This window comes from Bacteroides reticulotermitis JCM 10512 (assembly GCF_000517545.1).
Lineage (GTDB): Bacteria > Bacteroidota > Bacteroidia > Bacteroidales > Bacteroidaceae > Bacteroides > Bacteroides reticulotermitis.
Genome location: NZ_BAIV01000012.1, coordinates 43,220 through 59,038 on the forward strand (window position 1 = coordinate 43,220; position 15,819 = coordinate 59,038).

At 39.9% G+C, this 15,819-nt stretch carries 8 protein-coding genes and 3 pseudogenes; all 11 read right to left on the reverse strand.

What is annotated here, in order from left to right; translation table 11 throughout:
- Positions 1-11 precede the first annotated feature (11 nt).
- The 11 genes and pseudogenes from JCM10512_RS08785 to JCM10512_RS23705 all read right to left on the reverse strand — a co-directional run bounded on the left by JCM10512_RS08785 (position 12) and on the right by JCM10512_RS23705 (position 15,819).
- Positions 12-2,285, reverse strand: a complete 2,274-nt coding sequence (locus JCM10512_RS08785; protein WP_148298331.1) for a GH92 family glycosyl hydrolase — start codon at positions 2,283-2,285, stop codon at positions 12-14.
- 231 nt (positions 2,286-2,516) lie between these two features.
- Positions 2,517-3,679, reverse strand: a pseudogene (locus JCM10512_RS24815) (DUF5005 domain-containing protein).
- A gap of 175 nt (positions 3,680-3,854) precedes the next feature.
- A pseudogene (locus tag JCM10512_RS08795) lies at positions 3,855-6,953 on the reverse strand (SusC/RagA family TonB-linked outer membrane protein).
- Positions 6,954-6,959: 6 nt separating this feature from the next.
- A complete protein-coding gene (locus JCM10512_RS08800; RefSeq protein WP_044162386.1) occupies positions 6,960-8,717 on the reverse strand; it encodes a RagB/SusD family nutrient uptake outer membrane protein in 1,758 nt (585 codons plus the stop codon).
- 11 nt (positions 8,718-8,728) lie between these two features.
- Positions 8,729-11,852: pseudogene (locus tag JCM10512_RS25060) on the reverse strand (SusC/RagA family TonB-linked outer membrane protein).
- Positions 11,853-11,900: 48 nt separating this feature from the next.
- Complete coding sequence (locus JCM10512_RS08810) at positions 11,901-12,899, reverse strand: DUF4961 domain-containing protein (protein ID WP_158332194.1); 999 nt, start codon at positions 12,897-12,899, stop codon at positions 11,901-11,903.
- 80 nt (positions 12,900-12,979) lie between these two features.
- Positions 12,980-13,435, reverse strand: coding sequence for a DUF5004 domain-containing protein (locus JCM10512_RS08815; RefSeq protein WP_044162297.1), 456 nt, complete (start codon positions 13,433-13,435; stop codon positions 12,980-12,982).
- A gap of 24 nt (positions 13,436-13,459) precedes the next feature.
- On the reverse strand, positions 13,460-14,356 hold the full coding sequence (locus JCM10512_RS23690) for a RagB/SusD family nutrient uptake outer membrane protein (RefSeq protein ID WP_244437047.1): 897 nt from the start codon (positions 14,354-14,356) through the stop codon (positions 13,460-13,462).
- Positions 14,353-14,631, reverse strand: coding sequence for a hypothetical protein (locus JCM10512_RS23695; protein WP_148298333.1), 279 nt, complete (start codon positions 14,629-14,631; stop codon positions 14,353-14,355). Before JCM10512_RS23695 ends, JCM10512_RS23690 begins: the two co-directional genes overlap by 4 nt.
- A gap of 14 nt (positions 14,632-14,645) precedes the next feature.
- A complete protein-coding gene (locus JCM10512_RS23700; protein WP_158332195.1) occupies positions 14,646-15,323 on the reverse strand; it encodes a RagB/SusD family nutrient uptake outer membrane protein in 678 nt (225 codons plus the stop codon).
- Between the two features lie 100 nt (positions 15,324-15,423).
- Positions 15,424-15,819 carry a glycosylhydrolase-like jelly roll fold domain-containing protein gene (locus tag JCM10512_RS23705; protein WP_244437050.1) on the reverse strand — a complete coding sequence of 132 codons (396 nt, stop codon included), beginning with the start codon at positions 15,817-15,819 and terminating at the stop codon, positions 15,424-15,426.

Consider the following 15,819-nt stretch of genomic DNA (forward strand, 5'->3'; position numbering starts at 1 on the left):
CTTTACTATTTTTATTCTTTTGACAAAGAGAAAGGAGCAGCATATTTCGAGGTACATCTTTCTTTATTCGGCTGATTCCCCATTTCAAAACGAATAGTGCCACCATCTGCGATATCATCATATCTGATGAAATTCTTATCCAATACACGTCCATTCAAAGTAGCGGATTGGATATATGGATTCTCCTTGCTATTATTATTTGCTTCAATCACAAATTTATTTCCGTTCTCCATTGTTATCGTAGCTTTTTTAAATAACGGGCTTCCAATAACATACTCATCTGTACCCGGACACACGGAATAGATGCCTAATGAACTCAAGATATACCATGAAGACATACCTCCTTGATCCTCATCGCCTGGGTACCCACGTTCGGTTGAATTATACAAACGCTCTACAATCTGGCGTACCCAATATTGGGTTTTCCACGGCTGTCCGGCATAACAATACAAATAAGGCATGTGTTGAATCGGCTGGTTTCCATGTGCATATTGTCCCATATTTGCCAATTCCATCTCCTTCATTTCATGGATAACGCCACCATAAGTACCCGGTTTGATTGTACTAGGTAGAGTGAATACTGAGTCGATCTTTGTGGTAAATTTCTCATCACTTCCAAATAAGTTGATTAGTCCTTCCACATCATGAAACACTGACCATGTATAATGCCATGCATTCCCTTCACAAAAAGGTCCACCCCATTCCAGCGGATCGAATGGTTCTTGCCACTTACCGTCGACACCTTTTCCACGCATAAGCCCGATAGATGAGTCAAAAACATTTTTATAATTATACATTTGCCGAGCAAAGACTTCCTGATAATGCTTATTCCCGACCATTTTAGCTAATTGATATCCACAGAAATCATCATATGCATATTCCATGGTCTGAGCACTCGATCCCATTGATTCCGGATAAGGTACATAGCCGAGTTCGAAATACTCCTTCCAGAATCCACGTCCATTAGCACCACCCCAAGGTCCTTTATTCATCGCCTCGTGCGCATAAGCTTTCAATGCTTTTTCAGGATCAAAAGAACGTATCCCCTTAGCCCATGCATCTGCTAATAATGAAATTGCATGATTACCAAGCATTCCTCCAGTTTCACCTGGAGCCGACCAAGAAGGTAACCAACCACATTGTTCTTGTGCAGCAAGTAAAGCATTCATATAGCGCCCCTGCATACTCGGGTGGAGAATATTAGTCAAAGGAAATTGTGAACGAAATGTGTCCCAAAATCCATTATCTGTATACATGTACCCGTCATAAACTTTACCATTATAAGGACTATAATAATAAGGTTCACCATTCTCTCTCCGTTCATAGAATTTACGCGAAAATAGATTAGCACGGAACAGACAAGAATAGAAAGTCTTCATCTGTTCATCCGTTCCACCTTCTACCAACACTCTATTCAGCAACTCATTCCATCTTTTTTGTCCACGTTTTTTCGTGTCCTCCAAGTTTTTATCTTTTCCTAGCTCCTGATTTAAAGTAAGCAAAGCCTGCTCAGCGCTAATATAGGAGGAAGCTGCCTTAGCCTGCACTTTCGAACCTTTCTTGAACTTGATGTATGCACCATATCCTTTTCCTGCACCATCTAGTTTCTTCATGAATAGTTCATCTTTCTGATTCTCCCACACCCCATAGTCTTCAAACAACTTATCAAATTGAACTATGAAGTAATTGCGAAATGACTTCGAATCATTGACAAAACGCTGGTTATTCACCCAACCGGAAATCTGCCTTTTTACCGGATCTATTTTAATTTCGCTCATATCGGTATAGCCATCAATGACAAGGTAAGCATCACCGGTGGATGGATATGAGAAACGTAAATGCACGCCACGGGTAGTGGGTGCCATTTCTGTAGTAATATGATTATCTAATGTCACTTTATAATAATGAGGTTTAGCTATTTCATTATTGTGGCTAAACTTCGTTGCTCGCTTATCCTGATTAACGACCAACTCACCAACCAACGGCATGAAAGAGTATACCGCGTAATCACTCACCCACGGACTACATTGATGTGACTGACAGAAGCCTCTTATACTATCCACCGCATATTGATATTTCCATCCTTCTCCATTTTTCCCGGTCTGCGCAGACCAAGTATGCATGGCATAAGGCATCCCCGTCGTCGGATAGGTGTTCCCATAACTTAACCCGAAATGAGAATCGGTACCTTGCAAGGTATTCACATACTGCACAAGATCTTTCATCTGAGCATATGCTCCTGATGAAAAGAGAATAGTAAAGAGCCAGACAAAACACTTTTTCATATTCATTCTCATATATCAATTAATCTATAAATTATTTACAAATAAGTAAACCTCTGCCACCGCAATGGCAAAAGTATGCATTAATTAGGTACTAATCTTACCAGTTTAGGAACGAACCAATCATCGTTTACCACTAAACTAATACCCGCTATTTTACTCTTTAAATTAAAAAGAGAACCATTTCTTGATTTAAGCGAGAAATGGTTCTCTGATATCTATAACAGATAAAGATTACTCTTCATAAACTTTCTCCCAGTTATATACACGATAGAAATAAGGACGATAATAGTCAGCACTACCTACAGCATTGAAATTATCCCAAAAGTCTTTTGGATCGGTATTAGTAGAAAACACTAATTCGCCATTACGTGACAAGCTAGGATGCAAGTTTATCATATACAGATTATTATACTCCTTTGGGCCCAATTTATCTAGGTAATCTGAAAATCCAAACAAAGTTCGACAGTCAACAAACGGTCCATAAGGCGTTTTGCTTCGGAAAATCAGCATTTCGCGTCCGAACCATTTAGCTTGCGCCAACATATAGTAAGTATCTCCTTTTTTAAAAACCCACGGCATACTACAATCTGTTTCTTGAATTCTAGAAAGTTTCACTTCCGCCTCTGTAGGATAAGTGCTCTTCCAAGAAAAGTTACCTTGTTCATCACCAACATAATATTCCCATGGACTACTAAGATCGTGTCTAGCGGTACGAGCGACTACCATATCATAATTATTATATGAACCATATAAATAAATATGACCATCTTCATCTTCCCATAACGTAGAACCATATCCGTATATATCAGCATCATTGAAATGATGATTTGCACTAATTAGCTTCATGTAACTAGCATCACCCGGCTTTCCCTCTAAACTATATGTTGCCAGACATATGCCTTCATGTCTCATCAATGCCGCCGAGTTTGTATTATCCACTCCATTCCAAAGCACTTGCAATTGATTGTTGCATATTGTGGCATCACCTGCCAGTACAGCCAATCTTGGTCAATCTCTCCTTCTTGAATTTTATCCTCTCCTAAACTAGCTTTCGGATGACGAATATGAGTAAGTGCTTGATAATAGCGAGGAGCTTGCGGGTCAGTAGTCTGTACAAAATCGGCCAACCAAACAAGGTTTTCCTCCTCATCACCAGGAGTTTGCACCATTAAAGTATTACGAGGAAAACTACAACTTCCACGTGCACGTGTTTTCCCATCCACAACCCCATAAAAACTATCATTAAATGACCAGAATGTATTTCCATCAGGCAACTGGGTAGTCAATACTCCATCACCTCCGTTCCAACCCAAAGTACGAGTAAACAACATATCGTACTTTTTATCCTTAAAAGCCATTACATAACCATTAGTTCCATCAATTCTAATTTCCATGCAGGATCAATGGTCTTTAGAACTTCTTCTTGTGCATCATCCTGCGGAGTGTTCTTATATTCCAAAGGAATAGCATCAAATTTATCGCAAGCGCCAATGTGCCACACAGCAAAGGAAGTAATAAGAATATTCCAATTTTATATCTGTTCATATTTATATCCATTTAATCATTTAGTTAGAATGTCAATTGTACACCAAAATTCACAACACGTTGGTTCATATACGCATCCCCTGCTGTATTTGTTTTAATCTCAGGATCTTGTTGATACTTGTCATAACCGGTCAATGTTAGTAAGTTATAAGCATTCACATAAAAACGAATATTATCCACATATTTTGGCAATACTTTTTTAGGAAGTTGATATCCCAAATCGACAGTTTTCAGACGAATATACCATGCGTCAATCAACCAGAAATCAGACATATAGGTACCCGCACTATTAACCGTAGAAGGATTCGTCGTCAAACGCGGGAAGGTTATTTCATCTCCGTTTTGATAGCGTTCCAATGTCCAACGCCCAGTATGGATAGGCTGGAATTGGCTTTTGAACGACTCTATACCAGTACCATTAATTGCGAAACTATAATCGAATGACCCTTGGAACAAGACATTAAAACTAAATCCTTTCCAATATCCCCCAAATGACCACCCCAATGTAGTAGTAGGTAGGTTAGGCTTACCAATAGCACCTTTATCGAAGTCATCGATTGAACCATCACCATTTAAATCGGCGTACTTCAAATCACCAGCCTGAACAGGCATATCCGTATAAGGCACTGCCGGAGCGTTAATCGTAGGATCATTTTTTGCAGCAGCTATCATCTCAATATCCTCTGGAGTATAATATCCAATCCATTTATATCCAAACGGTTGGTTCAGTGGCTTTCCGGTTTCCGTCAACCATGGATACTTTTGCTGAGCTTCGGCTTTAAAATCAACTTTATTCTTTGCGTAAGAGAACACTAAGCTAGTATTGAAATCGAATTTCCCAAAGCGATCCTGATAGCTAATCTGACCATCAAAACCTTGATTGGTTGTTTTAGCCACATTGCTAGGAGCATATCCAATCCCAATCACTAAGGGAACATCAGCTCTTGTAACTAACTGGTCGTAGCGTTTGTCGAGGAAGTAGTCAATAGTAAATGAGATATTATTGAATAAGTTCATATCCAAACCAACATCAAATTTCTTCGCTTTTTCCCAAGTAACGTTGGGTGTACCTAAATCACCTTCTCTGATAATCGGTGTATCCCCAGGATAGTCGCCAAACTGATAGTTGCCACTCTGTTGATACACTTGCTCATACAAATAGCGGTTGCCAGCAGCAACATCCGATCCCACCAAACCGTAAGAAGCTCTTACCTTCAGTAACTGAACGTTCTTTTCCAACCAATCCACATTTTTAAAGAAGTTTTCTTCTGAAATGGCATAACCAACACCTACAGCTGGGAAGAACCCAAAGCGGTTATTTTTACCAAAGCGGTCGGTACCGTTATAAGCAACATTGACATCAATCAAATATTTACTCTTATATTTATACCCCATTGTTAAGGTATATCCTTCGAAGTTGTTAGGAACAGCCGCTGATACCCCACCATCCCTATCCACCGTAGTACTTTGATGGTTGTACAAGAACATAGCACTAAGATCATGATCTTCTTTAAATACACGAGCGTAATTCAACGAGGCCTGAATATTCAAATCCTTGGTAGCTTTTTCCGTACCGCTGGTTACCGAGTATGTCCCATAGTCGTATTTCTTATTCGGATTAATGACATGTTAGTTTGTTGATGAATTATAGTGATAAGTAGGATAATCTCCGCGATTAACTTGTCGGTAATTCTCGTCTACACTTGAATAAGCCAAACGGAAATTCGCAGCAAGACCCTCTGTCAAGAAATCCATCTTCCAAGTAGCTCCATATAACATATTATTGTCATTACGGCGAGTACGTTTGTAACCTTCGTTTGCTAAACGGGCATTCAGCGTAGGTCTATATCCTTCCGTATCATTTAGAAAAGCGTAAGAACCATTTGGGTTCATTACCGGAGCTGAATAGGGATGCATCTTGGAAAAGTCATAGATCTCACCTGTTGCGTTCATATTACACGGCTCATTAATGTTCATAAAACGTGAAGATACGTCTAGGCGCATATTCAATTTGTCCGTCACATCAAAGTCTATATTGGTACGATAATTGAAACGGCGGTAAAAGTAGTTCGAATTCACTCCATTTTCTTTTGTACCAAAGTTCTTCACCATACCATCTTGTGAAAAGTAACCGGCAGAAACAAAATATCTCAATTTTTTAGAACCTCCAGAAATATCCACATTCACATTCTCCTGAAAGGCGCTCTTTTTAAAAATCTCATCATACCAGTTCACATCCGGATGCCCGTACGGGTCAGTGTGGTCTCTAAATGCCATCACATCTGCCTTCGAGAACAATCTGGGCATACCATCATTTTCATATGCTTCATTCACCAAAATTGCCGTATTGTACGAGTTTAAAAAGTTTGGCGTCCGCACGGGAGTCTGCATACCACCTTCCAAACGCACGTTAATCTGCGGTTTTCCTTCTTGTCCTCTTCGCGTTTTCACCACCAATACGCCATTTGCACCCTTGATCCCATAAATAGCTGTTGTTGATGCATCTTTTAAGATTGAGATGCTTTCAATTTCATTCACATTGATTTGTGACAACTGATCATATGTATACTGCACATCGTCTACAATAATCAATGGTTTATTACCATCATTATTCAAAGAACTGACACCACGAATGAAAAAGTCGGAAGCATCCTTACCCGGCTGCCCAGAAGACTGCTGGCTGAAGAATCCCGGTAATTTACCGGTCAAAGCGTTCTGCAAACTACTAGTTGGCACATTTCGAATCTCACGTGCCTGTATACCGCTCACTGCACCGGTCAGCGTAATGCGTTTCGCCTTACCGTATGCTACGACTACCACTTCGTCAAGATTAGTCTGATCCGGCATAAGTTCCACATTCCAATTACGCTGATTTTCTACTTTCAACGTATGCTTCTTAAAACCAATGTAAGTGAATTCCAACACATCACCTTTATTTACTGTCAACTGATAATTACCGTCAAAATCCGTAATTGTACCAATTGCAGTATTCCTCACTTTTACGTTTACCCCCGGAAGCAATTCTCCATCAGTAGAAGAAACCTTCCCTTTTACTGTTAACGATTGTGCAAAGACAAGCGTAAACAGATTTAGACTCAATAATATTAAAAATATTCTTTTCATAGCATATTACCAATTCGGGTTTTGAACCATATTTTTATTCTTTATCACTTCCGAATACGGAATCGGATAGAAATAGCGTTTCGCGTCAAATGTAGCAGACATCACATCTATTTCATAATAATTAGTTTTAGCACCCGTAATCTGAATGCTTAAACCTCTCAAAGGCTTCTTGAATACATTTTCCGCAATTTTCCAACGGCGAATGTCCCAATAACGTTGTTCCTCGAAAGCCATTTCTACACGACGCTCATTCTGAATAACTGTACGCATCTCCGTTTGTGTCATATTCGCTTTCAAACCATATAAATTGTTATCACCCGACTCAATACCCGCACGTATTCTCAATGCAATAATAGCGTCATAGACCTCTTTCGAGGGTACTGACAAATATTCATTCTGTGCTTCGGCATAGTTCAGCAACACTTCAGCATAACGATACATTACCCATAAGTGCGTATCATCCGCATAATCACTGGTAGACTGGTAATCCTTTACAAACTTCGCTATATAATAACACGTCCGACTATATTTTGCTCCCGAAGGATTGTGTGTTCCACCTACTTGAGTTTCAAGGGTCGTGTTCAGCCACCTAGAACCATTGTGCAACACCGTTAAGTCCAAGCGCGGATCACGATTTTTAAACGGATCATCTACTGGATTATAGATATATTTATCGCTCTGACCTGGCATTTTGCCATCTTTCATCGGGAATGATTCTACCAAATTCTGTGTAGGATTCGTATTTCCGTTACCTAAGGAGTTCCCTGAGAATCCTAATGGTCCATTAGCCGTTTCTATTGCTTTGTTTTTGCCTACCGGACGAAAGAATATCAGTTCCGGATTGTTCGCACCATAGAAATTCAAAAAGATATTGCGATAATCTTGAGCTAAATTCAACGTCCCTTTTCCTTTCGGTCCGAATTGATCAATCAGATCCTTAGCTGCCTGAGCTGCCAAATTCCAACGTTCGCGGTCGTAAGACGCATAACCTATTAATTCATTCCCTACTTTTAAGGGGCTCTCATTGAATAGTGGACTAGCTGCATACAACAACACTCTAGCTTTCATTGCTAAGCAAGCCTCTTTTGTAGGAGCATGTGCAAATTCAGTAGCGTCCGACATCGGTAACGAACGAAGATCATCTTTAATTTCGTCCAACTCACTGACAATGTAGTCAATACACTGTGCAAATGTATTACGCGAAAGCTGCAAATCATCTCCTAATTCATATATATTATCGTTCACCAAAGGAACACCTCCATAGCGCTTCACCAATTCGAAATAGAAATGCGCCCTTAAGAAACGGGCTTCTGCCTTCATTGTAGCATTCAACGGTTTCATTTCCCCCAATGCATTGATGTATTTTATGTTAAAAGGCACCACATCAATATTATCAATCAAGAGATTCGCTTTACGAATACCTTGATAGTAACTTCCCCATTCCATATCTGTCAATCGCGAAATGGCTGAGTAACGTCCTATTAGCAACTTATAAACTGTAGGATCAGTATTATCGATAGAAATTGCATCGTCCGAAGCGGCATCTAAGAAGTCATCATCTACACGGTTGTATCCACTGAATAAATGTTCTAAATAGATGTTGTTCAAGAAGTACCGAGACTGTACTCCTGCCGAATCGACTCTTGAAAACAAATAATCGAGTGTAAACCGTTCTACCGGATCTTTTTCGTATCCATCATTACAAGCCGAGGCTATGAATAATAAGCTTGCCCCTAAGAATGTTAAATATTTATTTCGTATCATACAATAATTCATTAAAATCTGAGATTAATACCTGTACTAATGCAACGCTGTAATGGATAGCTTGTGAAGCCAACTTCCGGATCGACCAAATCGCACGCTGATTTTGTGAACAAATTTTGCCCGTTAACAAATACTTTTACACGTAGCCCACCCAAATAATTGCGGCAGAATGAATCTGGTAAATTATATCCCAAGCTAATATTCTTTAGACGGATAAAGTTTCCTGAGCGCAACCAGAAAGAAGAGTTCCAATCATTACCACGATTGTAATTATTTCCACCGGCAGTCAGTCGCGGAAGTGTAGCGGTCCCTGCCGTTTCCGGTGTCCATCTTCCTAACATATTTTCATAAGCTTGTCCGTAGTAACGTCCATTTGCTTGGAATCCTTCTAATAAAGTCCAATCCTGCAAATAAAGATCACGATTGTAAGCTCCTTGCCAGAACATAGAAAATTCTACTCCTCTCCATTCAAATCCTAAATCAATTCCGAAATAGGAATAGGGTTTATCGCCACCAATCACAGTACGGTCAAATTCATTGATCACATTGTCACCATTCAAATCTTTGTACTTAATGTCACCCGGTTGGATGTCGAATCCGTCAATCACAGGGCTGGCTGCAATCTCTTCTTTAGTAGTAAAGAAACCATCGGCTACCAGTCCGTAGATAGCCCCTACAGGACGTCCAGTTTGGCGCAAATATTCTTCCGGAACCTCTTGTTCGTCCATATAGAGCAACTTACTCTGATCACAACTCCAATTAGCGGAAACGTAGTAGTTGAAATCACTTACGCGGTCCTGATAGGTAACAGACAATTCTCCACCAAAGCGACGCATTTTTCCAATATTCTCTACCGGATAAGACTGACCGATCAGTTCGATACTCTTGCCTCTATTCTGCAATAAATCGAAATATTTATCATTGTAGTAATCAGCTGTAAGTTTCAGTCGATTATTAAACATAGCCACATCTACTCCCACATTCAATTTATGCGCCTTCTCCCAAGTCATAAAAGGATTCGCCAACGGAGTATTCTCCATCGTCACATTTCCCAAACTCGACATTTCAGTACCTAACGGATAACCAGACGTTCCACTGTGTGAGAAAGTTTGCTGATACATATAGTAACCGGAGTTATCCATACCATTACCCGTTTTACCAAATGTTCCACGTATCTTCAGTTGATTAAGCCAATCGGCGTTTTCCATGAAATTTTCTTTGCTTATATCCCATCCAAGTCCAAAAGCATAAAAAGTTCCCCATCGTTTGCCCGGAGCATATCGATTGTAATAGCTTTCGCTTAACGCAGCCTGCACAAAGTACTTCTCAGCATAATCGTAAGTTACATCCGTGATGATATTAGAGGGTAATTGTGGCAAATCATAGTTTATCAATGTATGACGAGTATCTCCCATTACCGTAGCTTTAACGCCATGTGCACCAAAGCGACGATTATAGTCTATGGCAAGCTGACCATACATCTGTTGATAGCTAGTTACCGAGTTGAAGCTATTAGACTGCGTATCGCTTGATCCATACTGAGTATATATCTCTTTACCGTCTTTATCAATACTATAGCATATATCGGAGAACGCTTGCTACGTTGGATATACGAACGGTTCTGAATAGATATATTGCCCACCATACGAGCAGATAATCCTTGCACCAATTTATCAAAACTGTACTTCAAGTTAATGCCTCCCACCATATCACGAGCAGAATCTGTAATGTAGCCAGAGTTAATAGCTTGTGATATCAAGTTATTGTCGAATGACACATTACCACCCCATGTACCGTTTGGATTCTTAATAGGATATGCATTATTGGGAGTGGTATAGATTGAATTTATTAGATTGCCGTAAGACACACCAGGCTGATTACCGTCTTCTACACGCCCCAGCAAAGTTACTTTTGCAGTAAAATCATCAGTTATGTTGATATTCACTTTTGAGGAAATCATATAGCGGGAGAACGACAGATTAGTGTCGTGTGCATCGCTTGACGAAGGATTTGAGAATAGCCCTTTTTCGCCCACATAGCCCACATTGACAAAGTATTGTGCAAATTTGTTGCCACCAGTCACATTCAGATTATATGATTGGGTAATGGCACTCTTATTCAAAATTTCATCAAACCAGTTCACGTCAGGATGCGTGTAAGGATTGGATTGTGTGCGAAACTTATTGAAATCATCATATGTATAAAACGGGTCCTTGCCATCGTTCTGCAATGCTTCATTCAGTAAGTAGGCGTATTGGTGCGACGACAAAGGATTAGGCGTTTTAAGTGCACTTTGAACCCCAAAGCGTCCGGTAAACGACAATTGGAATCCTTGGTTAATAGGCTCTTTGGTTGTAATCACCAATGCACCACGCGAACTGCGCATACCCAAAAACATGGATGATAAAGCATCTTTCTGGATAGATACAGACTCAATGGCATCCGGATCTATCGAATAAAGTTCTCTTTGAATACCATCAATCACCACTACCGGACCTATACCACGTGAGCCGACATTGAATTCAGTATTGTCACTATAAAATCCTGTACCGAACAAGGGAATATTGCCTATTATATCGCCTTTGAAATTGGCTGTAGTCTGATGAGCACGTGCACCTCGATACTGAGTAACGTTTAAACCAGGAAGACGACCTTCCAAAGCAGGAAGTATGGTGGTTCCCATCATAGACGAGAGTTTGTCCGTATAAACTGTAGAGGCCGCCCCTAAGAAACTCTTTTTATCTGTTACATCATATGGCCTGTTAATCGTTTTTGTCTCTTTAATAAACTGTTCGCTTAATGTCACTCTAAAAATACGCTCAGTACTCTTTAGTTTGCCCACCTTCAACTCTTTATGTAGAAACCCCGGATGCGACAGACGTAATACGTCTCCCTTCTTCAATTCAAATTTAAAAATGCCATCGCTATCGGTTATTACCTTAAAATCTTTATTCTTCATGGTTATCGTCACATCCGAAACCGGATTACCATATTGGTCGACTACCTTCCGGTTATATCAGCGGTATTACTTGTTTCTTGTGCCAATACATTTGGAGCCATCAATCCCAAAAGCATACAGACAGCAAACAATGCAGAATAAAACCGACCATTTCTTTTAGTTGCTATATTATACATATAATTCATCTATCTTTTAATATTAATAAAAAGAATAATACTGACAGTTTATTCACATATAAGTTCACTGGTAAATGGTTCTTCTTCTCCTTCTACTTCGCCCCCTTCCGCAGCTATTTTGTCATCTGTTCCAGTAATATTGACCGTACCGTCTGCGTTTGTGAATATATAGTCGATTCGAGTAATGGTCTCACCCTCCGAGATCCCAAAGAAACCTGCCGGCCAAATGGTAAGATTATAAATATTACTAAATGCGCGATCTTCTTTGGCCATCAACGTTTTTTCATTCTTTTCAGCCACGGTATATACTTTGCCATTGTCGGTGTATGCTATAGCTTCCATATAGATAGCATCAGCATTCACAAGCTCATTGGTATAGATGTCACCCAAAAAAGAGAATGTGACAAAATCATCCTGCAATGCTGCCAATGGTTCTACTTTATTGAAATGGAAAGCACAGAAGTCTGTTACTCCCCCATCTCCCTCTACGACATCAAAACACTGGCTACCAGGACTATACTTCTTATATCTATCATCTCCAGGAAAGTCATCTTCCGCGAAATTAATGAAGAAGGCTGGTTTGAAACGCAGATTTTTAGGACCGGCTTTACACTTTAAAGTGATCGTAATGTTGGCGTAATCGTGATTTTTAATGGGATAGAGCTTATCAGTACGAAAAGCTACCCATTCCATATCATTGAGTACATTGGTGCTTACTCCATATTCTGCCATCAATAACTCCGACCAAGGTACTGTTGCATTCTTCGGTACCAATTTGGTATCTACCGGTGACATAGGAAACGAAGTAACGCCATCTTCCACACCATCGGCCACATAGGTTACCGTGGTATTTTCGCGTGCATTCCAGGTTTTAGGAACTAATATTGCCACGAGAAATCTTCTTGTCTGATCTTCAGCAGCCTCAATATGCCCTTTTACGGTAAAAGTGGCAGTCTCTCCAGCTTTAACCCAATAAATAGGTTCATCTGCAGTACCTTGATTGATGTTGACATAATCGAGATAAACACATCCGACCACTATAAACATAATCGACAGTAGAAGACCGGCTGCCCTATAACTTCTATTTTTTTGTTTACTACTTGTTTTCATAAGATTACATTAAATCGTTATTTTGCTACTTGTTTAAAAGTATAGAGATACTTATTTGTATAACACCCCGGACTCAACTTAATAGTCAACCTGCGTTCTCCATCTACGGTCAAAAATCCGATTTCAGTCTTTACATCTTTGTTCGTTCCTTCTTCTTTAAAAGAGAGGTGAAATGGATATAGTGGATCGTCTACCTGCCATGTTCCGTTATTTCTCACAATGAAAGGCAAATAATTTTTCATTTCATATGTATTGTCTTTGTTCAATACAATGCGGAAGCGAGTGAAATCCATATATTTCGTTATATCTACCCCGTTTCGGGAAACAGCGGACAATTGCCAATTGCCATCTATATGTTTAGTTGCTTCCGAATAACTTTCAGGGCTCATTTCATCTTTAAACGTGTCGCAAGAGCTGACACTTAGAGCCAATGTCAAGAATGCCCCAATTACAAATCGCATATTCAGTTTCATATTATACACTTTTTAAATAAAAAATTATTCGTAATAAGGATTCTGTAGCAATTCTTTGCTCTTTACCGTCTCTTTATATGGAATAGGGAAGAAATACATTGCTTTACGGAAAGTATGTTTACGCACATTCACTATTGTTCCTTTTTCAATTCCATTAGTACTTCTCTCTATTTTATATCCCCGCATTTGCTTATTCTGAGTTTGCTCAGCAATCATCCAGCGCCGTACATCGAAGAAACGATGCCCCTCGAAGGCCAACTCAATATAGCGTTCCAAACGAATAGCATCTCGCATCTCTTCGTAAGTCATATTTTGTTTTAATCCGTACATTCCATCGTCTCCCGGTTCAATTCCAGCACGTTCACGAAGTGTCTTCAATACATTGTATGGACTTACAATATGTTCTCCCAACACTTCTTCGTGGTTTGGTCCGTAGTATTCGTTAGCAGCTTCGGCATAGTTTAGCAAGATTTCGGCATAACGAATCAAATCGAATGCCTGAGAAGTGGCTAACCAATGATTACCGGCCAATTGACGATGACCAAATTTACGTATGTAGTATCCAGTTGGCGTACCCGATCCAAAAGAATCGGAGGTGACACCTGCACCCACATGAGTATATACCACATGATTCATATCACCTGCACTAGTTAATTTCGATCCATTCCAAACCACCGTATTAGCAAAACGCGGATCTCGTCCTTCATCAGGTTTCAATGGGTTATAAGAATACTTAGAACTTGGATCATTTATAGTCTTACCATCCTTCATTGGGAATTGTTCTACCATATCGTGATAGATATAGCCACCATTGCCGTTACCTCCACAACTCGGTGCACCAAACAAAGCTTCGCGTTGGTTGCCTGTTCCAGGTCGGTATTCAAATAGCATTTCAGCATATGTACCATCAGGATAAATCACTCCGGCTCCTCCGTCGGGAATTTTATAAAAATCGTTATTATGAAATATAGCATAGAATCCCCATCCGGCTCGGGAGTTCCTTTCTTATCGGTTGGGTCATTACAGATATGACAGGAGTAAATGGCAAAAGTATTCATCTTTATCACATCGAGAGCGGCATCGACAGCCACCTTCCAGCGTTCCTTATCGTACTCAATATAACCTATCAGTTCTTTGGGAAAATCAGAGGTTTTCCCAAAGTCACTACCGTTGAATAACGCACTGGCTTCGTACAAACGAATACGTGAGATTAATCCTTACACGAGCCGGCAGTGGCACGCCCGGTATTTATACCTCGGAATTTATCTGGTAAATCAAGCGCAGCCAAATTGCACTCGTCCACAATATACTTCACACAGTCGGCATACGTGTCGCGACTAGTTTTCATATCGTCGTCCACCTCGTATATATTATCACCAATTAATGGCACTCCGCCATAATGCCGCAACAGCATGGAATAATACCACGCACGTAAAAATCGGGCTTCCGCTTTATACTGTTTTTTTACATTTTCGGTAATCGGACTTCCTTCTACATACTTCATAAATACATTCGCACGCCGAATATTAACGTAGGCTATTTTCCATACATCATCTTCCTTTGCGTTCACCGGATTGATGGTGCCAGTGGCAAACATCACATCATTGGTTACATCAGAAACAACTTTATACGCTGCTTCATCACATGCAGTCTGCAGCCCTCCGTGTTCGATTGCCATTCCAAAAGCCTCTGTCTTAAAACGATTGGGCTTAACATCGTAGCCCACATCCGTGTAGATTTGTGATAGGAATCTCGCCGTATATGCACTATCTGCAAAAACTGATTCCCGGTCTAAATCTGTTGTTTCCACTTGTTCCAGATTGGCGGTACAAGATGAAAACAACCACATACCTACAATAAGCAAGTACCAATAAAATAAGTTTTTCATATTCATAGAAATAACAATTAATAATCTTTGTTTAATATCAGAACGATTTAAAAAAGATCTACCACTAAAAAGTGAGTTTATTTTTGGTGATAGGTTTAGACTATCTCATTTCATAATCAAAGCTCTGTATTTCCACTGGTCCTAGCAACCCGGAAGACTGTAATGAGGAGTCCGCTTTCCAAGGATTGACATTTGTCCAGGTAGGGCGTTGATTTTCCGGAAGAAGTTGGTCACCAATAAGACGATTCTGCCAGTTGTTGACGACAGTTACTTCTAGCTTATTTTCTCCTTTTTTTAGATAATCTGTAACATTCAAGCGATAAGGTTCAGTCCAGACACCGCCTACATACGCCTCATTCAAAGTCACTTTTGCCATAACCATTACTTTACCTAAATCAAGATATAATTCCTTTTGAGGAAGTTCCGACAGTGTAAACGAAGTCGTGTAGACAGCCTGACCTGAGAAATATTTAATAGCATTATTCTCTGAATTCAT